General features: G+C 46.6%; 21 protein-coding genes and 2 pseudogenes. 17 read left to right on the forward strand and 6 right to left on the reverse strand.

All coding sequences use genetic code 11. The annotated features are described in order from the left end of the window. Positions 1-45 precede the first annotated feature (45 nt). The 7 genes from WMO20_RS08285 (at position 46) to WMO20_RS08315 (ending at position 9114) form a co-directional block, all read left to right on the forward strand. A complete protein-coding gene (locus WMO20_RS08285) occupies positions 46-2127 on the forward strand; it encodes a C40 family peptidase (RefSeq protein WP_349186456.1) in 2082 nt (693 codons plus the stop codon). 41 nt (positions 2128-2168) lie between these two features. After that, on the forward strand, positions 2169-2429 hold the full coding sequence (locus tag WMO20_RS08290) for a DUF4315 family protein (protein ID WP_156066425.1): 261 nt from the start codon (positions 2169-2171) through the stop codon (positions 2427-2429). Next, a complete protein-coding gene (locus WMO20_RS08295) occupies positions 2419-3120 on the forward strand; it encodes a DUF4366 domain-containing protein (RefSeq protein WP_156066423.1) in 702 nt (233 codons plus the stop codon). The genes WMO20_RS08290 and WMO20_RS08295 overlap by 11 nt, the downstream gene beginning before the upstream one ends. After that, complete coding sequence (locus tag WMO20_RS08300; protein ID WP_349186447.1) at positions 3117-5216, forward strand: DNA topoisomerase 3; 2100 nt, start codon at positions 3117-3119, stop codon at positions 5214-5216. The genes WMO20_RS08295 and WMO20_RS08300 overlap by 4 nt, the downstream gene beginning before the upstream one ends. A 126-nt stretch (positions 5217-5342) precedes the next feature. Further along, positions 5343-8543 (forward strand): YodL domain-containing protein, encoded by a 3201-nt coding sequence (locus tag WMO20_RS08305; RefSeq protein ID WP_156066419.1) that lies wholly within the window; start codon positions 5343-5345, stop codon positions 8541-8543. Then, positions 8540-8752, forward strand: a complete 213-nt coding sequence (locus WMO20_RS08310) for a transposon-transfer assisting family protein (protein ID WP_435387761.1) — start codon at positions 8540-8542, stop codon at positions 8750-8752. Before WMO20_RS08305 ends, WMO20_RS08310 begins: the two co-directional genes overlap by 4 nt. Beyond that, entirely contained in the window at positions 8749-9114 is a 366-nt protein-coding gene (locus WMO20_RS08315) for a cysteine-rich VLP domain-containing protein (protein WP_156066415.1), read from the forward strand. The genes WMO20_RS08310 and WMO20_RS08315 overlap by 4 nt, the downstream gene beginning before the upstream one ends. Positions 9115-9297: 183 nt before the next feature. Here WMO20_RS08315 and WMO20_RS08320 read toward each other — a convergent pair whose 3' ends face one another. The 3 genes from WMO20_RS08320 to WMO20_RS08330 form a co-directional block, all read right to left on the reverse strand. Next, positions 9298-10650, reverse strand: coding sequence for a relaxase/mobilization nuclease domain-containing protein (locus WMO20_RS08320; protein WP_156066413.1), 1353 nt, complete (start codon positions 10648-10650; stop codon positions 9298-9300). Beyond that, positions 10611-10940, reverse strand: coding sequence for a plasmid mobilization protein (locus tag WMO20_RS08325; protein ID WP_156066411.1), 330 nt, complete (start codon positions 10938-10940; stop codon positions 10611-10613). The genes WMO20_RS08320 and WMO20_RS08325 overlap by 40 nt, the downstream gene beginning before the upstream one ends. Positions 10941-11168: 228 nt before the next feature. Next, positions 11169-11507 (reverse strand): helix-turn-helix transcriptional regulator, encoded by a 339-nt coding sequence (locus WMO20_RS08330; protein WP_349186448.1) that lies wholly within the window; start codon positions 11505-11507, stop codon positions 11169-11171. Between the two features lie 194 nt (positions 11508-11701). Between WMO20_RS08330 and WMO20_RS08335 the strand changes: the two genes are divergently transcribed. The 10 genes from WMO20_RS08335 (at position 11702) to WMO20_RS08380 (ending at position 20627) form a co-directional block, all read left to right on the forward strand. After that, the gene (locus WMO20_RS08335; RefSeq protein ID WP_055157527.1) at positions 11702-11887 is read left to right on the forward strand and encodes a helix-turn-helix domain-containing protein; all 186 of its coding nucleotides are present in this window, start codon (positions 11702-11704) and stop codon (positions 11885-11887) included. A gap of 44 nt (positions 11888-11931) precedes the next feature. After that, positions 11932-12600, forward strand: coding sequence for a response regulator transcription factor (locus tag WMO20_RS08340; RefSeq protein WP_055157529.1), 669 nt, complete (start codon positions 11932-11934; stop codon positions 12598-12600). A gap of 1 nt (position 12601) precedes the next feature. Further along, a complete protein-coding gene (locus WMO20_RS08345) occupies positions 12602-13609 on the forward strand; it encodes a sensor histidine kinase (RefSeq protein WP_055157531.1) in 1008 nt (335 codons plus the stop codon). A 100-nt stretch (positions 13610-13709) separates the two neighbouring features. Next, on the forward strand, positions 13710-14390 hold the full coding sequence (locus tag WMO20_RS08350; protein WP_349186449.1) for an ABC transporter ATP-binding protein: 681 nt from the start codon (positions 13710-13712) through the stop codon (positions 14388-14390). Further along, positions 14390-16888 carry an ABC transporter permease gene (locus tag WMO20_RS08355; protein ID WP_055157535.1) on the forward strand — a complete coding sequence of 833 codons (2499 nt, stop codon included), beginning with the start codon at positions 14390-14392 and terminating at the stop codon, positions 16886-16888. Before WMO20_RS08350 ends, WMO20_RS08355 begins: the two co-directional genes overlap by 1 nt. A gap of 28 nt (positions 16889-16916) precedes the next feature. Next, positions 16917-17096 carry a cysteine-rich KTR domain-containing protein gene (locus tag WMO20_RS08360; protein WP_055157537.1) on the forward strand — a complete coding sequence of 60 codons (180 nt, stop codon included), beginning with the start codon at positions 16917-16919 and terminating at the stop codon, positions 17094-17096. Positions 17097-17524: 428 nt separating this feature from the next. Next, positions 17525-17977, forward strand: a complete 453-nt coding sequence (locus tag WMO20_RS08365) for an RNA polymerase sigma factor (RefSeq protein WP_330378671.1) — start codon at positions 17525-17527, stop codon at positions 17975-17977. Continuing rightward, entirely contained in the window at positions 17958-18212 is a 255-nt protein-coding gene (locus WMO20_RS08370; protein ID WP_055157542.1) for a helix-turn-helix domain-containing protein, read from the forward strand. The genes WMO20_RS08365 and WMO20_RS08370 overlap by 20 nt, the downstream gene beginning before the upstream one ends. Positions 18213-18683: 471 nt before the next feature. Beyond that, entirely contained in the window at positions 18684-18848 is a 165-nt protein-coding gene (locus WMO20_RS08375) for a transposon-encoded TnpW family protein (protein ID WP_055157544.1), read from the forward strand. Positions 18849-18950: 102 nt separating this feature from the next. After that, entirely contained in the window at positions 18951-20627 is a 1677-nt protein-coding gene (locus WMO20_RS08380; RefSeq protein ID WP_055157546.1) for a recombinase family protein, read from the forward strand. A gap of 59 nt (positions 20628-20686) precedes the next feature. Here the strand turns inward: WMO20_RS08380 and WMO20_RS08385 are convergent. The 3 genes and pseudogenes from WMO20_RS08385 to WMO20_RS08395 all read right to left on the reverse strand — a co-directional run. Next, positions 20687-20872: pseudogene (locus WMO20_RS08385) on the reverse strand (recombinase family protein); the annotation flags it as partial. A 103-nt stretch (positions 20873-20975) separates the two neighbouring features. Further along, a pseudogene (locus WMO20_RS08390) lies at positions 20976-21503 on the reverse strand (type IV secretory system conjugative DNA transfer family protein); the annotation flags it as partial. Then, positions 21500-21970 carry a PcfB family protein gene (locus tag WMO20_RS08395; RefSeq protein WP_181573326.1) on the reverse strand — a complete coding sequence of 157 codons (471 nt, stop codon included), beginning with the start codon at positions 21968-21970 and terminating at the stop codon, positions 21500-21502. The pseudogene WMO20_RS08390 and the gene WMO20_RS08395, both read right to left, overlap by 4 nt. Between the last annotated feature and the right edge of the window lie 29 nt (positions 21971-21999).

Raw genomic sequence — 21999 nt, forward strand, 5'->3', positions numbered from 1 at the left:
AACCGCTTGAAAGAATACAAACCCCGTGACAAAATCACGCAGAAAATGACCCGTGACGGGGCTGTCGAAGTCAACGAAACCAAACAGACCGCCGAGCGTATCAGCAAACGGGAACAGGAAACGGATTTACAGAAAACCCCCGAACAGCAGGCGGCACAGGACGCGGCGCAGCTGACAACCCCCATTCCCGAAGCCGCCCCTTTCCCGTCTGCCCCGTTTACGGCTTCCAAAGCCGACACAGGCACAGCCGAGCGCATTATGGGACACCTTGACGCCGCCCATACCCGCAAGGCTTCCAAAAAGGCGGTGCAAAAGGCACAGGCGGAAATGGCGGCAGAAACAAAATCCTCACGGCTGAAATTCACGGAAGAAGAACTATCCGCACCGGAGCTTGAAAAGTATATCCGAAAATCCGACAAAGCCGCAGACCGTCTGGACGCGGCAAGGGCAGCTATCCCAAAGGAAAAGAAACTTGTAAAAACAAGGACTTTTGACGAAGCCACAGGCAAAGGGAAAAACCGCCTGCACTTTGAGGAAAAGGACAAGCCGCCCGGATTTAAGGAAAAGGCCAACCCGCTATCCCGCCCCACACAGGAAGCGGGCGTTTTTATCCACAACAAGATACATTCGGTTGAAAAGGACAATTCGGGTGTTGAGGGGGCGCACAAATCGGAAGAACTTGCCGAGCGCGGCGCAAAGTACGGGGCAAGGAAACTCAAACAGGGCTACCGCAGCCATAAGCTGAAACCCTACCGGGAGGCGGCAAAGGCAGAAAAAGCAGCGTTCAAGGCAAATGTGGATTTTCAATACCACAAGGCTTTGCACGATAACCCGCAGCTAAAAAGTAATCCCGTTTCCCGCTTCTGGCAGAAACGGCAGATTAAAAAGCAGTATGCAAAGGAAGCAAGGAACACCGCAAAAGGTATCAAGAGCGCAGCCGAGAAAACGGGCAAGGCGGCAAAAAAGGCAGCCGAGCAGACAAGGAAAGCGGCGGCGTTTGTGGCAAGACACCCGGCAGGCGTGGGGGTAGCTGTCGGTGCATTGCTTCTGTTTATCCTGATTATGTCCGGGCTGTCCTCTTGCGGGGCAATGTTTTCCGGCGTGATGAACGGCGTTCTGGGAACTTCCTACACTTCCGAGGACAGCGACCTTGTAGCAACGGAAAATAACTATGCCGCAAAGGAAAGCGAACTGCAAAGAAAGATTGACAATATCGAAAGCGAATATCCCGGCTATGATGAATACCGCTATGACCTTGCAAATATCGGGCATAACCCCCACGAGCTTGCGTCATATCTGACCGCACTTTTGCAGACCTACACCCCGCAGAGCGCACAGAGCGAAATTAACCGCGTCTTTGATATGCAGTACACTTTGACGCTGACCCCCGAAACCGAGATACGCTATCGAACGGAAACGAGGACAGGCAGCTATACCGTTACTGACCCGGAAACAGGCGAAACAAGTACGGAAACTTACGAATACGAAGTTGAAGTACCCTATGAGTATTACATACTCAACGTGTCGCTGACGAACAAGCCCATTTCCTCTATTGCACAGGAGCAGCTGACCCCGGAACAATTTGAAATGTACGGCGTGTATATTTCCACAAGCGGAAACAAGCCGCTTTTGTTTGGCGGCGGCTCTCCCGATACGGGAGCGTCGGAGGATTTAAGCGGCGTACAGTTTGTAAACGGCACCCGTTCCGGCAATACCGCCCTTGTGGAGCTTGCGAAAACGCAGGCGGGAAATGTGGGCGGTTATCCTTATTGGAGCTGGTACGGCTTTAACAGCCGTGTGGAATGGTGCGCCTGCTTTGTATCTTGGTGCTATGGGCAGGCAGGGCTATCCGAGCCGAGATTTGCGGCTTGTCAATCACAGGGGGTTGCTTGGTTTACCTCTCACGGACAATGGGGAGCGCGGGGCTATGAGAATATCGCACCCGGCGACGCCATTTTCTTTGATTGGGATTTAGACGGAAGCGCCGACCACGTCGGACTTGTGATAGGCACAGACGGAAGCCGCGTTTACACCGTTGAGGGCAATTCGGGCGACGCCTGCAAGATAAAGAGCTATGCCCTTGACTATGCCTGTATCAAAGGGTACGGGCTGATGAATTGGAACTAACAAACACATATTTTTTTGAAATCTGAAAGGAGAATTTTATTATGGCTATGAACAAAATTGAGCGTATCGACAAGGAAATCCAAAAGACCCGTGAGAAAATCACGGAGTATCAGAACAAGCTGAAAACCCTTGAAGTACAGAGGACGGAAGCGGAAAATCTGCAAATCGTCCAGCTTGTGCGCGCTATGAACATGACCCCCGCCGAGCTTACCGCCCTGCTTTCCGGCGGCGGTATTCCCGGTATGACCCCTATCCCCGCAGACCACTACAACGAACAGGAGGACAGCGAAAATGAGGAATAAAGGATTTATCCGTATTATGAGCGTGCTTTGTATCGCGCTTGTGTGCTTGGGCGGTTTTTCCGTTACCGCCTTTGCACAGACACCCGCAGAGGAAACCGAAACCGACGACAGCGGGGTTATCTATGACCCGCAGCCCTTAACGCCGGAGGGCAATATGAGCCTTGTGGACGACATAGAGGGCGAAGCCGCCGAGGATAAGCAGTTTATCGTTGTGCAGAGCAGAAACGGAAACTATTTCTATATCGTTATCGACCACGCCGCCGAGGGAGAAAACAAGGTGCATTTCTTAAATCAGGTGGACGAAGCCGACCTGTTGGCGATTATCGAAAGCGAGGAAACCGAAGCCCCGCCTGCCGTATGCAACTGTACCGACAAATGCGGAACGGGCAAAATCAATACGGCCTGCCCCGTTTGCAGCGTTGCTATGAATAACTGTACGGGCAAGGAAGCCGAGCCGGAGCCTGCCGAGCCGCAGGAGGAACAAAACAATATGGGCGGGCTTGTGATTTTCCTTGTCGTTGCCCTGCTTGGCGGCGGCGGTGCTTTGTACTATTTCAAAGTGATGAAACCAAAGCAGGCAGCAAAGGGCAATACCGACCTTGAGGACTTTGACTTTGAGGAATACGACGAGGACGAGCCGGAGGACGAAACCGAAAGCGCAGACAACGGACAGGAGGACGAGGACGAATGAAACTTGTAATTGCAGAGAAACCGAGCGTCGGGGCGGCGATTGCCGCCGCCCTTGGCGTTACGGGTAAAAAAGACGGATATATTGAAAATAACGGCTATATCATTTCTTGGTGTGTCGGGCATTTGGTAGGGCTTGCGGAAGCTGCCGCCTACGGCGAACAATACAAAAAGTGGGACTATGACAGCTTACCTATTCTGCCGCAGGATTGGAAATATACGATTGCCGCAGACAAGGGAAAACAATTCAAAATCCTTAAAGGGCTTATGCACAGGGCAGATGTTACGGAGGTTATCAATGCTTGCGACGCAGGACGCGAGGGCGAGCTGATTTTCCGTTTTGTCTATGAAACGGCGAACTGCAAAAAGCCTATGCGCCGCCTTTGGATTTCCTCAATGGAAACCGAAGCTATTAGGCAGGGCTTTGAAAGCCTAAAAGACGGGCGGGACTATGCCCCCCTTTTCGCTTCTGCTTTGTGCAGAGCAAAAGCCGATTGGATTATCGGTATCAATGCGACCCGCCTTTTTTCCTGCCTTTATAGCAAGACCTTGAATGTGGGGCGCGTTCAGACCCCGACCCTTAAAATGCTTGTTGACCGTGATGTTTCTATTACGAACTTCAAGAAAGAAAAATACTATGTTGTATGCCTTGATTTACCCGGCGCGGAAGCGGCAAGCGCGAAGATCCGCGCAGCTACGGAAGCTGCCGAACTGAAAGCGGCCTGCGAAGCGTCGGCGGCGGTATGTCTTTCTATCACGAAAGAGAAAAAGACGGTTGCACCCCCAAAGCTCTTTGACCTTACGAGCCTGCAAAGAGAAGCTAACCGCATTTACGGCTACACGGCAAAACAGACCCTTGACCTTGCACAATCTCTGTATGAAAAGAAGCTGCTTACCTATCCGAGAACGGACAGCAGCTTTTTAACTGATGATATGGAAGCTACGGCGGCGGGGATTGCCGCCCTGCTTCTGAACAAGCTGCCGTTTATGCAGGGTGCAAATTACACGGCAAATATCGCCCGTGTGCTTGACAGTAAAAAAGTATCAGACCACCACGCCATTATTCCCACAATGGAGCTTGCGAAAAGCGACCTTGCAGCACTTCCCGAAAGTGAGCGAAATATCCTTACGCTTGCAGGGGTACGGCTTTTGACCGCTACCGCCGAGCCGCATATCTTTGAAGCGGTTACGGCGGTATTCTCCTGTGCAGACCGAGAATTTACGGCAAAGGGTAAAACGGTGCTTTGCGGCGGGTGGAAAGAGCTTGAAGCACGATACCGCGCTTCTCTTAAAAAGAAACCCGACAGCGACGACGAGGAAAACGCCCTTGTGCTTGATGTGCCGCCCTTTACCGAGGGACAGCGATTTGAAAAGCCTGCCGCAAGGGTAACAGAACACGAAACCACGCCCCCGAAGCCGCACAATGAAGCAAGTTTGCTTTCGGCTATGGAACACGCAGGAAGCGAGGAAACCGACGAGGACGCAGAGCGTCGCGGGCTTGGTACTCCCGCCACCCGCGCAGCCGTCATTGAAAAGCTCATTAAAGGCGGCTTTATCGAGCGCAAAGGCAAGCAGCTACTTCCTACCAAAGACGGAATTAACCTTGTCTGTGTGCTGCCGGATAGCCTTACCTCTCCGAGCCTTACGGCTGAATGGGAAAACACCTTGACGCAGATTGCAAAGGGCAAGTCTGACCCTGCCGTTTTTATGTGCGGTATTGAGGATATGGCGCGTGAGCTTGTGAAAACCTATCCTTTCCTTTCCGATAAAGACAAGGCGCGTTTTCAGAGCGAAAAGACCGTAATCGGCAAATGCCCGCGCTGCGGCTGTGATGTATTCGAGGGCAAGAAAAATTACTACTGTTCGAGCAAGGAATGTTCCTTTGCTATGTGGAAAAATGGCCGTTTCTTTGAGGAACGCAAAACCGCTTTTACTCCGAAAATTGCCGCCGAACTCCTAAAAAGCGGCAAAGCAAAAGTAAAAAAGCTGTATTCTCAAAAGACGGGCAAAACCTACGACGGAACGGTACTTTTAGCCGACACGGGCGGCAAATATGTAAATTACAGGGTATCTGTTCAGAGGGACAAAGAACTTGAATAGCAAGCATAGGAAACGGGTACCCATTTCCGTAAAATCTCCGCTTTTCTCTACCAAGAACGGCGGGGATTTTGCTTGTTGGGATAATCCCAAACCCTTATACCAAAACAACGAAAGGAGCGATTATTTATGTCCTATACTTCATACGACCACGACAGATTAGAAGCCGCCGAAAAGCTGAAAATCGAGCGCACTATCTATTTTCAAAGTGAGAAATCGGATATAGCCGAGCTTACCGCCCTACCTCTTGCAGAGCTTATCAGACAGAAAGAAGAAAGCGCGGCGGCAGAAGAAAATATTTACAGCAGCCTACGGGAGCAGGCGACAGCTTGGGAGGAACAGGCGGGCAAGACCTTATCCCTTGAAAAAGCCATTGAATACGCGAGGACGCCCGCCGTACAGCATACCTCTAACAAATGGCAGGAGCGCGACCACGACCGCCGCGAAATCAGTAACGCGGTATATCGAATGAATTACTATGTTTATGAAAATACCCGCTATGACCGCGAGAAAAAGGAAAGCGTACCATATTCCTATTCTCTCACTTGGAACGTCTACACCAACGGACCCGAAAGAAACAGGCAGATGAAAATTGCGGGACAGGACAGAAAGGTTTTTGCAGACAGGGCGGCTATGGAAAAATACCTTGCAGGGCGACAAAAAGCCTATGCAAATCTCTTTACCGAAGTTTCCCCGCAAATCCCGAAACAGTATGCAGAGTGCTTTAAGGTAAACGGCGTTTTGCTTCCCGGCTACACGATTGAGGGCGAGGAAAGGGGCAAGCCCGAACAGGCACCCGCCGAGCAAAGAACAACGACGGAAAGCAAAGACGAACAATTTGCTATCTTGCTTGACAGCCGCAGCCGTTTTGAAACGGGTGAAGCAGGCGGCTATTGGTTATCAATGCCCGCAACAAAGGAGCAGCTTCAAGAGGCATTGGCGGGTATCGGACTTACCGCCGACAAGCCGCAGGATTTATTTATTCGCGGCTTTTCCGACACCGAAGAAAAGCCGCTTGCCCTGCCATACGATATGGTATGTTCCGCAAATATTGACGAGCTTAATTTTCTTGCCGCACGTCTTGAAAATCTTGACGCTTCCGGGGTTGCCGCATTAAACGCGGCGGCACAGAGAAAACAGGGCTTTGAAAATGTCGGGCAGATAATTGACTTTACCTATAACGAGGACTTTTTCGTACATATCCCCGAAGTGCGAACACCCGCCGAGCTTGGTAATTATTACTTGAACAAATCGGGTATGGTACAAATGCCTGATGAATGGAAAGCAGGCGTTGACCTTGCCGCTTTTGGACAGAACGCAGCCGAAAAAGAAAAAGGCAGCTTTACCGACTACGGTTATATCTTGGAAAGTGGCGACGATTGGGTAAAGCATTATGAGGGGCGCGAAGTGCCGGAGGAATACCGCATTATGAGCAGCGCACAAGCTCCGCAGATAGACCCGGCAAAGGTGGATATGGATATATCCGCAGTACAGACCGCCGAGCAGATAAACGTACAGACCAAAGAGCCGCAGCCTGTTATCCCGATAATTCTGACTTCCGAAAATCCCGCAGGCAAGCTAAAAGAAATTACAGACCGCTTGGAACAGGGCATTACCGAACTGTTTAACAGCGAGCGTTTCAAAGAATACCTGCAGGTGATGTCAAAGTTTCATAATTACAGCTTCAATAACACGCTGCTTATCGCTATGCAAAAGCCCGACGCTTCCCATATCGTAGGCTTTTCCGCTTGGAAAAACACCTTTAAGCGCAACGTAATGAAAGGACAAAAGGGTATCAAAATCCTTGCCCCGTCTCCGTACACGGTTAAAAAGGAAATAGAGAAAATCGACCCCCTGACACAAAAACCCGTTATCGGCAAGGACGGGAAACCCGTTACCGAGGAAAAGGAAATCACGATACCCGCCTTTAAGGTGGTATCTGTCTTTGACGTATCACAGACCGAGGGCAAGGAACTCCCGAATATCGCCGTTGATACCCTGACGGGAAATGTGGAACTGTACGAGGACTTTTTTAAGGCGTTAAAGGAAACTTCCCCCGTACCGATTGCCTTTGAGAAAATCGAGGGCGGCGCACACGGATATTATCACTTGGAGGACAAGCGGATTGCCATTGACGAAGGAATGAGCGAATTACAGACCATTAAAACCGCCATTCACGAAATCGCCCACGCAAAACTGCACGATATTGACCTTACCTCTCCTATGGACGGGCAAAACCGTGTTGACCGCCGTACCCGTGAAGTGGAAGCGGAAAGCGTTGCCTACACCGTATGCCAGCATTATGGGCTTGATACCTCTGATTATTCTTTCGGCTATGTTGCGGGTTGGAGCAGCGGCCGCGAGCTTGCGGAATTAAAAAGCTCTCTTGAAACAATCCGCAGCGCAGCCGCCGAGATTATAAACAGCATTGACGGGAAATTAGCTGAAATCCAAAAGGCACAGGACAAAGAACAAGCTCCCAAAGAGCAGACCGCCGAGCCGGACAGAGATACCTATTCTATCTATCAGCTAAAAAGGGACGAAGCAACACAGGACTTGCGCTTTGAGCCTTACGACCGCTTGATTGCTACGGGGCACGAAGTAGACAGGGCAAATTATGACCTTGTTTATACCGCGCCCCTTACGGAAGATATGACCCTGAACACCATTTGGGAAAAGTTTAATATCGACCACCCGAAAGACTTTAAGGGACACAGCCTTTCCGTTTCGGATATTGTCGTGCTTCATCAGAACGGCGGGGACACCGCCCACTATGTAGACAGTATCGGCTATCAGCAGGTGCCGGAGTTTTTGAAAAAACATACGCCCCTTATTCCCGACGAGCATTTGACAGGCGAGAAAATCAGGACGCCGCGCGGCAGTTTCAGCCTTACGGATATGACCGCCGAGCAGATGAAAGAAGCCGGCTATGGGCTTCATCACACATCAGACGACGGAAAATATCACATTATGGGGAACGGCACAAGGGCTTTTGCCATTGCCGCAGAGCCGCCGGAGAAAACAAACCCGTTGAAACATATTGAGGACACCGTAGAGCAGAACGACAACAATTTTGACGGTATTATCAATAACACGCCGCAGACGCCTACTGTCGGGGAGTTGGAGCAGAAAGTTAAGGCAGGCGAGCCTATTTCCCTTGTTGACCTTGCAAACGCTATGAAAGCGGAAAAGGCACAGGGCAAGGAAAAATCCAAAACACCCGCAAGGCGTGAGGAAAAACCGTCTATCCGTGAACAGCTTAAAAAAGCAAAAGAAACGGCCGCCCCGAAAAAGGCGGCAAAACAGAAAAATCACGATTTGGAGGTATGATGATGAACAGATTGACCGTTGAGGAAACAAACCTTTTGAGCATTTATATCGGCGAGGACAGACAGGAGCTTACCGACAATCTGACCGCCGCCTTGCCTTATATGGACGGGGATATGAAAGAGATAGCAAAACGCGCCCTTTCCAAAGTGGCGGCTATGACCGAAGCGGAATATGGGGAACTTGCCCTATATGCCGCAGATGAAGTATGAGCGAACTTAAAAGGCTGTCGCCGCAGCAGAGCCGGCGGGTAAATGCCCTTATCAGGAAAGAGTGCTGCAACTGCTTTGACGGTAACTGCATTTTGCTTGACGACGGGGAAAGCTGTGTATGCCCGCAGCTTATTTCTTACTCCCTGCTTTGTAAATGGTTTCGCGCCGCCGTTCTCCCATTAGACAAGCTGCTTTTTGCGGAGCTTTACCAGAGCGAGGACAAACGGCGTTGTTCCGTATGCGGCGCCGCCTTTGCTTCCACATCAAACAATGTCAAATACTGCCCCGATTGCAGAAAGTACATTACCCGCAGGCAAGCCGCCGAGCGTATGAGGAAAAAGCGCGCCCTTGTTACGAAGTAGGGGCTTTCAGAGGCTTTATTTTCAAGGGCTTTCAGACACGAAAAAGCAAGGGGCAAGGGATTTATACCTTTCACCCTGAAAACGCCGTTCTACTCCGTAACAAAAGCATTTACCGATACCCATAAAAAGCGGGTGCGGTGGCCGTAATGTCCGGCTGCCGTACCCGTTCTTTTTTTGTGCCTTTTATTCTAATTGCGTGTTCCGTTCCCGTTCCGGCTGACGTTCCACCCTTAAAATGCTGTCAACGTTGCGCTTGATAACATCATATTCCCTGACCTGTTTTTTCAGTTTTCCATAATCGGCATACAAGGCTTCTTTCTGTTCTTGCAGCTTTGTATATTCGGATTGCAGGGCGGGGACGCTTGGGAGCTTGGATATTCCCGCCGCCTTGATTGCCCTTGCCGCTGTTTCAAAGAGGATAATATCGCTTTCGTGAGCTGCCTTGTACTTGCCTTTGTCCTTTGCCTTTTTGTAGGCTTCATAGACGGGCTTTGTCTTTTGGTAGGTGGTAACATTCTTTATCAGCACCGCCATATCCGATAGGCGCTTTTCAACCTCTTTCAAACTGTCGGCTGCCTGTTCGGAAGCGGCGGTAACTTCTGCGATTTTTGCCGTTAAATCGGCGTACTGTTCAATCTTATGTTCCGAAAGGAAATTCATAGTCTTTGCGGCTTGTTTCAGATTATGGATTTTCGCCCATTGTTCGTAACCTCTGCTTTCCTGTGCCTTGATACTGTTTTCAATATCAATCAAGAGAGATACGCCCCTTTGTTCTGCCTGTTTTGGAATTTTAGCGGCACGGGTGCGCTTGCCCTCTATCCGTTCCCTGATAGTTTCCTCTGTGTAGTCTGCGCCGAGGGTTTTAAGTCTTGTAAACCGTTCCTGTCCGGGAGCACGGCAGGAGATATATTTACCTGTCTTTATCTCATAGCCGGCCGCCTGCAGGCGTGACAGCAATTCCTCAAAACTTGATACTTGGGGTATCAGCGTATCAACGGCAATCTTTAACTTGCCCTTGTAGCTTGTGCCTGTTTTCTCCGCTTGGTACTCTGCATAGTGCTTTCCCTTACTGCCTTTGTTCGGGACAACAACGGACAATCCATTTTCCCGACACAGCTTGTCGCTCATATTCCGTATGCCGTAATAGCTTCTCTTATTGGAATTATATTTATGGTGGTCTACGAAGTTTACGGCACAAAAAATGATGTGGTTATGGATATGCCCCTTGTCAATATGGGTAGTCAAAACATATTCGTGCTGTCCTTTTGTTACTGCGTCGGCAAGTTGCCGCCCGATTTCGTGCGCCTTTTCATAGTCCACTTCCCCCGGCTCAAAGGCTTGTATCAGATGATGTGCGAGGTTGTTTCCTTTTTCAAGTGCCTGCGACAAGGTAAATCCAAACTCAATATCTGCCGTTTCATAGGAGCAGCCGAAAGAGGAAACAAGGACTTTTTCATCTGTCTTGTCGGGGTTTTGGATATAGTCAAGGGCTTTGCTCAACGTGCTTTTAATAGGCTTAATCTTTGTAACCGCCATATCTCCGCAAGCACCCCCTTTATTTCCTCTATGTCCTCTTGGTAGACGTTTCCCGTGGCGTTCGCCCGCTTTGCTATCTGATTGACATTGACACCGATTTTTTGTATCTCTGCTGTCATAGCCTTTATGTCGGTATGGTCTACTTGAATGATATATCCGTCAATGGCAATCTTACGCAGATAGGCAGCCATATTGTCTGTTGGTATCAGCTTCATTTTTTCAAGTATCAAATCCCGTTCCGCTTCCGTTACTCTGAATTTAATCTGCACCGTTCTTTTTCTGCCGTTCATACTTTGACGCTCCTTTTCCGTTTTTCAAGAGGGTTTGGGAAACTTCCCAACAAGCAAAATGCAAGGGCATTTTACGGAAACGGGTACCCGTTTCCTATGCTTGCTACGAAACTTTATCCCCCTTACTTTCTACACCACCGAAAAATGAAAATTGCCAAAGTAAAAAGAAAAAACGCAACAAACATCATTCGTCTGCTGCGTTTCAACCCTTGTTAAATTGTCCTGACCTCATTTTTGCTTCTCCGTATCAATAACCGCCTTTGCCGTTTCCGTTACGATATGCAAACCGCCCTCGCTCAAATCGTCAAGCAGGGTATCAAGCTGACGGCGGCGGGTAGTCTTGTCTGCTGTTTCATTCGGGAAAAAGAATTGGTCTACGGATATATGATAACGGGTTACAAGCTCATAGAAAATCTGCAAGCTCGGCTGTTGCCCTTTGTTCTCGATATTCGCAAGGTATCGGGGCGATACGCTTACATTCTTGCGGGACTCGCCCTTTGCCATTCTTGCCGCCTTTATCGCCTGTCCGAAAGCATTGAAGTCATACGGTATAACTGCTCTTTTCATACTTAATCATAGTCCTTTGTGCTTTTATAATTCATACCCTTATATTTTATAGTTCCTATTGCTTTTTGGATATGTCTACACAATTCCTATGATTAGCCAAAATAGAGCATATTATTCACAGAAAATACATTGACTTTATTCGTCTGACCGTATATAATATATAGTGATATGTTTTGTAATTTCGGAGGTGGACTATGTTTGACTATATGACAGTACAGGAAGCGGCAACAAAATGGGGAATTTCAGAACGTCGCATACAAAAGCTATGCGAGGAAAACCGCATACTCGGTGTTGTACGATTGAGCCGGGTGTGGCTGATACCAAAGGACGCGGAAAAGCCCGCTGACGGAAGATGTAAGCAAAACAGAAAAACAAGGTGATACTTAATTGATAAGAAAAAGATATTAAGCAAGGAGAAAGCATTATGAGCACACTATTGTTGGTAGAAGATGACCAAAGTATCGTATCTTCATTATCGGACTACTTAGGAAATGAAGGATTCAAAATTGAAAGTGCCTCCGGGCAGAAAGAAGCAATAGAAAAATTGAATAGTGACCAGTATGATTTAGCCTTGGTGGACATTCAATTGTCAAATGGAAATGGCTTTTCTGTTTGTTCTGCAATAAAAGAAAGAGGAACAATGCCGGTTATTTTCTTAACTGCTTCTGATGATGAATATAGTGTTGTGGCTGGGCTCGATATGGGAGCTGACGATTATATCAGTAAACCATTCAGACCGAGGGAGCTTCTTTCAAGGATTAACAGCGTATTAAGAAGAACTAAGAACACGCAAAACATTATCGGCTACCATGACTTAGTTGTGGACACTAATCAAGCAACCGTAGCAAAGAATGGGAAAGAGATTTTGTTGTCTGCTATGGAATATAAGTTGCTGTTAGTCTTTCTGCGTAACAAAGGTATTGTTCTTTCACGCAGAAGATTGTTAGAGATTTTATGGGACACTACCGGAGAGTTTATCAATGATAATACGCTGACTGTCTATATGAAAAGGCTGCGTGACAAAATTGAAACCAATCCACAGGAGCCGGAAATCATAATTACCGTTCGTGGACTTGGCTATAAGGTGGGTTGATATGGAATTTATCAGAAATAGCGAAGTTAAAAGGCAAATTGTTGTCAGCAGTATTCTTACTCTATTTTGGTGTGGCATTAGCATTATCGTTGATAGCAAAGCTGTGTGGATTGTTCTGTCGGCTATCATTTCATCCAGTGCGGTTTCCCTCTTTTTCACCTATCAAAGATACAAGAAAATCGCTGACCTTAGTTTGTATATTGATAGGCTACTGCATGGAGATGAAACGATTTCTTTTGAACAGTTTCAAGAGGGCGAGTTGTCTGTTTTACATGATGAAATATCAAAAATGACAAGACGACTAATTGAGCAGGCAGAAGCTCTGAAAATAGAAAAAGGTAATTTAGCAGACGCCTTAGCCGATATTTCACATCAATTAAAAACACCTTTGACATCATTAAATATCCTAAACGCCTCTCTTTGCAATGAGGAACTGACAGAAGAGGAAAGATATGAGTTAATCCGCAAGCAGGCTATGCTTTTATCAAAAATGGAATGGTTGATTGCCACACTCTTGAAAATATCCAAATTGGATGCCGGAACGATTACCCTAAAGCTACAAGAGGTATATCTAAAAGATGTAGTGGAAAAAGCAATTCGCCCTCTGGAGATTGCGGCAGAATTAAAAATGCAGACAATCAAAAAAGAGGTTCCTGCAGAGCTGAAACTTACTCTGGATGTTGAATGGACTGCTGAAGCATTGGGAAATGTGATTAAAAACTGTATTGAACATTCGCCGGAAGGTGGTAGTATTGAAATCAAGGCAATAGAAAGACCTCTTTTGACACAAGTCATTATAGAGGATAATGGAGCAGGCTTTCAGGAAAAAGATATACCCCATCTATTTGACCGATTTTATCAAGGAAATGGTTCAACGATTGGCAATGCCGGTTTGGGGTTGGCTCTGGCAAAAACAATCATCAATAATCAGGGCGGCATCATCCGGGCGAAAAATCAGGAGTTAGGCGGTGCAGAATTTGAAATCTGCTTTTATCGGGGGCTACTTTAAGTAGCCCCTTTTTTAAGTGACGTTTTTGTAATGAAATAGTAATGAAGCAGTCACTTTGCCCTGCTATACTAAATTGCAAAAATATATGGAGGAACTTTTTATGGAAATATTAAGAGTAGAGAACATCTGTAAAACCTATGAGATGGATAATGCCCCTGTCTATGCTTTGTCAGATGTTTCTTTTACCGTCGATAAAGGAGAGTTTGTTGCAATCATTGGAGCATCCGGGTCAGGCAAGTCTACTCTGTTGCACATATTAGGTGGTGTTGACAGACCGACTTCGGGGAAAGTATTTGTGGATGGACAGGATGTTTATGAGCAAAACGAAGATGAATTAGCTGTATTCAGAAGAAGGCAGGTTGGGCTTGTCTATCAGTTTTATAATCTGATTCCAGTTTTGACTGTCGAGGAAAATATCACGCTGCCGATTCGATTAGATGGGCGTAAAATCAATAAGGAGCGTTTGAAGGAACTGTTATCCACGCTCAAGCTGGTAAAGCGTAGAAAGTACCTACCAAGTCAGTTATCCGGCGGTCAACAGCAAAGAGTGGCAATCGGCAGAGCATTGATTAACGCACCTGCGATTATCCTTGCGGATGAGCCTACGGGAAATCTGGACACGGAGAACACAAGGGATATTATGAAACTTATGCGTGAGTCCAATCAAGCATATCGACAGACAATAATCCTGATTACCCATGACCGTGAAATCGCAATGCAGGCAGACCGTATTCTGGAAATTCAAGATGGCAGACTTGTGAGGGATGAGGTGATACGCTGATGAATATGATTTTTACGCTTACACTCAGAAATCTGTTGTCGAACAAAAAGCGTACCCTGCTCACACTTTTAACCATTCTTTTGTCAATCAGTATGATAACCTCTATTCTCTGCGGGGGATGGTCATTGGTTGATTTTCTGAAAGAGAAAGAAAAAGTGTATGGTGGCGATTATGACTACTACATGGAGAATCTGACTTGGCAGCAAACCCAAAAGCTTATCAGTCAAAACAATGTGGATGAGGTTTCGCTTCTCCGTTTTGCCGGAAACAGTTTTTACGGGGAGAAAACCAACAGTACAATGCTTTCCATTGGCGAGATTGACGAAAACTTTATTGAAAGATTTTCGTTAAATCAGTATTTGCTTGCAGGGCGTTTCCCGCAAGATGAAAATGAGATTGTTATTTCAGAATCTTTTTTGAAGAAAAACAATATGAACATAGAGATTGGAGATACGCTTTCTTTAACTCTTGGTTCAAGAATATGGGATGAATATAATGCCCAGCTTTCCGGGCTGACAAATTATAGGGGCGAAGAAGAAAGTTTCGTTCCAACGAAAGAGAAAGCGTATGTGGTTGTTGGTATTCTTTCGGATGTGAATGACTCCAAAATCGCAGCAAACTATAATGCCTTTGCAGGTGTTGACAAAACAGCATCCGATTTTGCGGCGTATGTTAAGGCAAAGAATTTATCCAATTCAATCTATGCAGAAGCTGAAGAAGTGGCTGCCGCAGTAGACAGTCATGTAGCAAAGTTTCATTCTGAACTGTTAGTCTATCATGGAATTACCGGCGGCAAAGGAGCTGCCAAAGTGATTGCTTTGGTGGTCATGGTTATGTGCCTTTTGATGGCTGCATCCGCTTCGATGATTAGCAATGCCCTCTCCATTTCTTTGCAGGAACGAATTAAGCAGATGGGAATGTTGTCCAGCATTGGAGCCACAAAAGGGCAAAAACGCCTTAGTGTATATTTAGAAGCCTTCCTTTTGGGTGTGGTGAGCATACCTTTGGGATTGGTTGTCGGCATACTGCTGTCTGCTCTTTTGTTAAGTGTGGTCAGGGCAGCTTTTGGAGAAACATTCACTTTTGGCATTGTAGAACTGTCCTTAAAGGTAAATGGACTTATCCTGCTCGTCAGCGGCTTATCTGGTATTGCTTCTTTGTGTTTTGGCAGCAGAAAGCCTGTGAAGCAAGCTGCTAAAATTACAGTCATTGAAGCCATCCGCCAGTCTAACAATGAGGTATCAAAAAAGAAATTTCGTGACGGAAAAATCGTTTCTTTGGTTTTTGGCATTTATGGTTCGCTGGCAGCTAAAAATATTAAGCGTAATCCAAAACGCTTCCGAGCGATTACTGGCTCTATTTTCTTGTCGGTGGTTGTTGCTCTTTCCTTATATAGTTTGTCTGATTTTATGCTTTATCAGACCTCCTTGGATATGAAGGAGGACGGTTCCTGTTATACTGATGTGATTTCGACGATTCAATACAAAGATATTCCTGCCGCAATCGGGGCATTATCGGATGAAAATATCACTGCGGATGTTTCCTATTCTTTTCAGCGATATATGACCGCTGAATTTTCGCAGGAACAAATCAATCCTGATATGCAAGGATATTTTATCAATGGTACGAAAGCAGAGGTATATGTCGTAGGATTGGACGAAGAACATTTTACTTCCTTTTGTGAGGAAAATGGCTTTCATATTATGGCTGGCAGCTCCAATCGTGGAATCCTGCTCAATCAGACAATGGGATATTATAATGCGGGTCAAAATCGAGTGATTGCAGGCTCCCCGTTTCTTATTGAACCGGGAACAGAAATCGTGCCATTGGGCGAGGGCAGTACGCCAATCGTTGTAGACGAAATCATCTCGGAAGAAAATGCAAATGTCCAATCCATGTTTGTCAGAGATCGAGCTGTCCTTATTGTGCCTTTAAGTTATTTTAACTGGCTGATAGATGATAACGCCTATGTGGAAATGAGAATACAGACAGCACAGCATAAAGAAGCAATGGAATGTTTGGCTGACAGAGGATTTCCGCAAACTGTAGACATTGCAGCCGCAACTAATAATTCCAGACAGGTATATACGATTGCAAAACTGGCAATCTGCCTGTTCTCAATCCTGATGACGGTTATTATCAGTTTGAATGTTTGCAACACTATCTCAAATACAATTCATTTGAGAAGAAGCGAATTTGCTGTTCTGCGTTCTGTTGGTATGACTGCCAAAGGATTGAAATGTACGCTATTGCTTGAAGCTGTTTTATATGGCGTAAAAGCATTGGTTCTTGCGTTGCCTGTGAGCTTTCTGATTCATTGTGCTATCTACTACTTCATATCGTCGGGTATGACACCATTTGCTTTTTATATCAACGGTGGTATCTATGTGCTTGCCGTCCTTGCTGTAAGTGTAATGGTATGTGTCGCAATGCTGTTTGCATTCAAAAGCGTGTCACGGGTAGAGATTGTAAAAGAGCTAAAATTGAGTAATATGTAATGAAATCATCAAGGAATGGAGGTGCACATTGGAAAAAGAAAAATGGGTGTTATGCCCAATCTGCAATAACAAGACCCGTATTAAGGTGCGCCCCGATACGGTACTTGAAAACTTCCCGCTATTCTGCCCCAAATGTAAACAGGAAACGATTATCAGCGTAACCGGGCAGAATGTGGTTGCGGTTAAGAAATCAGAAAATGCAATTTAATATATTAGTTATTACAGAGCCAGACGCATAGATGCAGAGCCGATGAACTTGTGAGAAATCGCAGTTTGTCGGCTCTGTTTTTTATTAAAGTCGCCGTCTGTGACGAATAAAGCTTAACGCAGCGGTATCAAGGAGGTATTGCTGTGTTATCTTTCATTCTCGCTAATTCGCTTAATCACTTATGGTCAAAAAAAGCCCTTGTCCACCGTCGGGATATTTCGGCTATGAGTATGAACTGACAATTCAATTTAATACTGTTTATAATTCCTTTTGCGCCTGTTTGCGTCTTGCGAACAGGCGCATTTTGTGTTTTATAAAAATTTTTTTGGAAAATTCTCCGCTTTGCGTTGGCAGTTTTGAAAACGCGGTGCTGAGGGTTACGAAAGGGGAAATCAAACAATCACCCGCTTTCGCGGTTGCGAAAGGAGGTGAACACCTTGAACGAACCATATCGTACCCAGTTTGAAGTGCGCTGCGCTTTCAACGGTTTTTGTAAAAAAGCCTTGAAATATGAAGCGAGCAGTGCGCACCGAGATGTGAAACGCTATCAGAAACACTTTGTAAGTTTTTCCGATTTATCGCCCGAAGAAGAAAGCCAGCTTTACACGGTTGACAAACCTTTTGAAAGCGAAAAGGACGACAATTCATTTAGTGTTGGCGGTAAGAGAATTACCCCCGAACTGTTAGCTGAAGCTCTCCGCACATTGCCCGAAGTAAAGCGTAATGCTGTGATACTGTACTACTTCCACGATATGAGCGACGCAGATATTGCAAAGCTCTACAACATTCCGAGAAGTACCGTACAGCACAGACGGACAAGCTCTTTCAGCAGCCTAAAAAAATTTTTGGAGGAACGCGCAGATGATGAAACAGAATGGTAATACGAGCGAGCAAAGCGAACGCGGTTTATTGCCTTATGTGGTAATCGTTGCCGCAACCAAAGGCGACCCGGAAGCTATGAAAATGGTGGTACAGCACTATGAGGGCTATATCTCCTACCTCTCTACAAGGACGCTCAAAGACGAGCGCGGTAATACATATTACGGCATAGATGAGGACATACGCGACCGCCTGCGTTCAAAACTTATGCGAGCTGTCCTTGACTTTGAGGTTTAAGTAAATCCCTGTGCCTACGTTTCCCCTTTCCGCAGGCACACATTGAAAATACCTCTTTTCGTTCCTTGACAAAGAAAGCGGCGCAAGATAACGGCGGCGCAGTATAGGGCAAATCAGATACTTTCCTCTTGTGCCGAGCCGTGCGGCGGGTGCGCCAAGACGCTATCTGGCGGGATTTTCCACCGGGTAGCCGAGCGATAAACACCGACGCCGTAAAGCAGCTTTAGCAAGCTGCGGGCGATAACACACAAGATATATAATGATACTCCCTTATAGCCACAGTCCGAGCGTTAAAAGCGTCGCAGGCAATGGGTAGGGCTCCGGCAGACCGCCGGAGGGGTGGAACTCCCGTGAGGTTATGCTGATAACCGTCTGATTAAAGCCCCTTTTTGGAAATTTATGTTGTGATAGTGGACTTGCCACTATTCATAGACTGTACTATAAATTTGCGAATGAAAGGGGGAACTTTTAATGTCGCAAAATCAAGTACCCGTTACAAAAACGGAACACAAAATAGGAAAAGTTACCTACCTTGTTTGTTCGTCTGCAAGTGAACGAGCGACGGACACATTAGATAAAAAGATAAAGAAACTTATCCGCAAGGATATTGAGCAGAAACCCGTAAAAAGCCCGTAAATCGGGCGTTGTTCACATTTTAGGCGTTGAATTTGGCGGCGGTAGACGGTATAATATTAGTAGTATAAATACCAGCTTGTCTGTCGTCGGAAAGGAGGACAAATGTTACAGACAGACAAGATTACCGCTTTATATTGCAGATTGAGCCAAGAGGATATGCAGGCAGGCGAAAGCGAAAGCATACAAAATCAAAAACTGATTTTACAGAGATATGCAGATGAACACCATTTTTTCAATACCCGCTTTTTTGTTGACGACGGTTTTTCAGGCGTGAGCTTTGAGCGTCAGGGACTTCAAGCTATGTTGCGGGAAGTGGAAGCCGGAAAGGTGGCAACCGTTATTACAAAAGACCTCTCCCGTTTAGGCAGAAACTATCTGAAAACAGGCGAACTGATAGAGATAGTATTTCCCGAATATGAGGTACGCTATATTGCCATTAACGACGGTGTAGATACTGCAAGAGAGGATAACGAGTTTACCCCTCTGCGAAATTGGTTTAACGAGTTTTACGCCCGTGATACTTCTAAAAAGATACGAGCCGTAAAACAGGCAAAGGCACAGAAAGGCGAGCGAGTAAACGGCGAAGTGCCGTATGGCTACATAGCCGACCCCAACGACCGCAATCATCTGTTGCCTGACCCCGAAACCGCAAATGTTGTGAAACAGATATTTGCTATGTATGTACGCGGCGACCGTATGTGTGAAATCCAAAATTGGCTGCGGGAACACGAAATACTGACCGTTTCCGAACTGCGTTACCGCCGTACCGGCAGTTGCCGACACCCACGCCCACACCCGACTTGTATTTATAATTGGCCTGACAAAACCTTATATGATATTCTCACACGCAAAGAGTATTTAGGACATACCATTACGGGCAAGAGTTACAAGGTATCTTACAAATCAAAAAAGACAAAGAAAAACCCGGAGGAAAAACAATACTTTTTCCCAAATACACACGAAGCCCTGATTGATGAAGAAACCTTTGACCTTGCACAAAAGCGTATCGCAACACGCCACAGGCCGACAAAGGTTGAAACCATAGATATTTTTTCGGGACTTCTCTTTTGTGGGGAGTGCGGATATAAAATGTATCTCCAACAGGGCGCCGGAACATTGGAACGCAAACACGCTTATACTTGCGGAAAATACAGAAACCGTATCAGAACAGGCGAAGTCTGCACAACACATTATATCCGAAAAAGCGTACTTCAAGAACTTGTCCTTGCCGACCTGCAAAGGGTATTATCTTATGTGAGAAACAACGAGCAGGATTTTATAGAAACTGCTAACGAGTATAACGCAAAGGCAACCCAAAAGGCATTGACACAGCAGCGCAAGGAGCTTGAAAAGGCACAGGCACGAATGGGAGAATTAAATCTCTTGTTCCGAAAACTCTATGAGGATAACGCATTGGGAAAACTCTCTGATGAACAGTTTGCTTTTCTCACTTCGGGCTATGATGATGAAAAAAAGATGCTGACGCACAAAATAGCGGAACTGTCAACCGTGATTGACACCGCCACCGAGCGCAGCACAGATGTAAAAAGGTTTGTCGCCCTTGTACGCAAGTACACGGAAATTAACGAACTGACCTATGAGAACGTACACGAATTGATTGACCGTATCTTAATTCACGAATTGGATAAAGAAACGAATACAAGGAAAATCGAAATCCTGTATAGCTTTGTAGGCAGAGTTGAAAGCGGCGACGAGCCGACAGAAAGTATTTCCTATTTCAGACAGATAGGAGCAGACGTCAAAAGTTTTGCTATTTAATATAAATCAAAAATGAGGTAAGACAACAGACTACCAAAAAGGTATCGTTATCTTACCTCATCAAAATTCGTTCCGCTGTATCCATCGTCCGTAAAATGCTGGATGTTGTTAAAGCCGTTTTTGCGAGCGTAATCTTCCAGATACTTTTTCTGATTCAGAATGCTGTTAGATTCACCTTGCAGCTCATCATCTCTGGAAAGCCTTTCGTACAGTGCCGTGATTTTTCCTTGGTTGGATTTTGCCATAGTTTCACCTTCTTTTATTTTTAGTGGGAATACGATATGTAACAAAGATACGATACTTTTCTGATTTTGTAAACGCATCTTTGCTTTATCCTCGATAATTATAACCCTTCGGGTCAGTGACCACATAGGAACTATGACATTGTAGAAGGTTGGGCTTGAGCCAAAACCGGGTCTTGCCGCTGCCGGAGCCGCCCACCACCAGCACATTTTTGTTCCGGGCGTTTTTGGGGTCCGGTGGGCGGTTGGACATCATCAGCCGTTCCGTTTTGGTCAGGATAATGTTGTCGGCAAATTTGGGAGCCATGAACGGCTCAATATCCTTGGCGGTGCCCCACCGGGCAGAGCCGTACTCCATGCCGTGGCGGTACTTCTTGGCGTTTTTTCCACGCAAATAAACCGCCAGCCGTAACCCTGCACCGCAGCACAAGCCCACCAGCAAATCAAGCGGATGCAGGCTGGGCAGAGGGTTTGCAAATGCCACCGAGATTGTGCCCATCATGGACATGATCTTATCGCCCAGTTCCTTGCCCTCGGAAAGCCGCCACGCTTCTCCGAAATTCGTTGCTACCAGACCCAGCAGGATATAGGGCAGACACAGCGCCAGCAGCTTTGTCAGCTTTTTCGTGGTCACAGTCCTCGCTCCTGTTCCTTGTGCCGGACTTTGCCGGGGAGTTCTGCCGCAGCCTGCACCAGTTCATGCAGTTTTGCCAATACGGAGGGGCGTTTGTCCTTGTTCAGCAGGGATGCCGAATACTCTTTGAACGCCGAGTTGAAGGCTTCTGCGTCCGGGGCTTTGAAAAAGACCAGATACCGGGGCGGCACCTCGGAGGTGTCCTTACGGATGGCGTAGTCGATGCCGTACTTTTTGGCATAGCGTTCCAGACCACGGATGCCGGTCTTGCTGATCTCCACGCTGGACACGCCCCGGTTCTGCCGCAGAAGAGTGCGGACGCTCTGCTTACCTTGGGATGCCTTGGACTGGTACAGCCGAAACGCCGCTTTAACTGCCCGCAGGACAGTCCGGGCAGACAGCTTCGTGGTGGAGATCATAATGTTGAATGTCTTTTGTTCGATTTCTTCCTGCAATTTCACCACCATCCCTTGCCGCCTGCATCAGCGCAGCCACG

Source organism: Faecalibacterium intestinale (assembly GCF_040096575.1).
In the GTDB taxonomy this organism is placed as follows: Bacteria; Bacillota; Clostridia; order Oscillospirales; family Ruminococcaceae; genus Faecalibacterium; species Faecalibacterium intestinale.

What these genes read in the sequence shown, in the direction of transcription:
- WMO20_RS08335 (WP_055157527.1), top strand. Translation starts at nt 11,702, where the DNA reads ATGTTTGACTATATGACAGTACAGGAAGCGGCAACAAAATGGGGAATT.
- WMO20_RS08370 (WP_055157542.1), top strand. Translation starts at nt 17,958, where the DNA reads ATGATGAAACAGAATGGTAATACGAGCGAGCAAAGCGAACGCGGTTTA.
- WMO20_RS08350 (WP_349186449.1), top strand. Translation starts at nt 13,710, where the DNA reads ATGGAAATATTAAGAGTAGAGAACATCTGTAAAACCTATGAGATGGAT.
- WMO20_RS08340 (WP_055157529.1), top strand. Translation starts at nt 11,932, where the DNA reads ATGAGCACACTATTGTTGGTAGAAGATGACCAAAGTATCGTATCTTCA.
- WMO20_RS08375 (WP_055157544.1), top strand. Translation starts at nt 18,684, where the DNA reads ATGTCGCAAAATCAAGTACCCGTTACAAAAACGGAACACAAAATAGGA.
- WMO20_RS08345 (WP_055157531.1), top strand. Translation starts at nt 12,602, where the DNA reads ATGGAATTTATCAGAAATAGCGAAGTTAAAAGGCAAATTGTTGTCAGC.
- WMO20_RS08290 (WP_156066425.1), top strand. Translation starts at nt 2,169, where the DNA reads ATGGCTATGAACAAAATTGAGCGTATCGACAAGGAAATCCAAAAGACC.
- WMO20_RS08300 (WP_349186447.1), top strand. Translation starts at nt 3,117, where the DNA reads ATGAAACTTGTAATTGCAGAGAAACCGAGCGTCGGGGCGGCGATTGCC.
- WMO20_RS08355 (WP_055157535.1), top strand. Translation starts at nt 14,390, where the DNA reads ATGAATATGATTTTTACGCTTACACTCAGAAATCTGTTGTCGAACAAA.
- WMO20_RS08325 (WP_156066411.1), bottom strand. Translation starts at nt 10,940, where the DNA reads ATGAACGGCAGAAAAAGAACGGTGCAGATTAAATTCAGAGTAACGGAA.
- WMO20_RS08395 (WP_181573326.1), bottom strand. Translation starts at nt 21,970, where the DNA reads ATGGTGGTGAAATTGCAGGAAGAAATCGAACAAAAGACATTCAACATT.
- WMO20_RS08305 (WP_156066419.1), top strand. Translation starts at nt 5,343, where the DNA reads ATGTCCTATACTTCATACGACCACGACAGATTAGAAGCCGCCGAAAAG.
- WMO20_RS08295 (WP_156066423.1), top strand. Translation starts at nt 2,419, where the DNA reads ATGAGGAATAAAGGATTTATCCGTATTATGAGCGTGCTTTGTATCGCG.
- WMO20_RS08330 (WP_349186448.1), bottom strand. Translation starts at nt 11,507, where the DNA reads ATGAAAAGAGCAGTTATACCGTATGACTTCAATGCTTTCGGACAGGCG.
- WMO20_RS08320 (WP_156066413.1), bottom strand. Translation starts at nt 10,650, where the DNA reads ATGGCGGTTACAAAGATTAAGCCTATTAAAAGCACGTTGAGCAAAGCC.
- WMO20_RS08380 (WP_055157546.1), top strand. Translation starts at nt 18,951, where the DNA reads ATGTTACAGACAGACAAGATTACCGCTTTATATTGCAGATTGAGCCAA.
- WMO20_RS08285 (WP_349186456.1), top strand. Translation starts at nt 46, where the DNA reads ATGACCCGTGACGGGGCTGTCGAAGTCAACGAAACCAAACAGACCGCC.
- WMO20_RS08310 (WP_435387761.1), top strand. Translation starts at nt 8,540, where the DNA reads ATGATGATGAACAGATTGACCGTTGAGGAAACAAACCTTTTGAGCATT.
- WMO20_RS08315 (WP_156066415.1), top strand. Translation starts at nt 8,749, where the DNA reads ATGAGCGAACTTAAAAGGCTGTCGCCGCAGCAGAGCCGGCGGGTAAAT.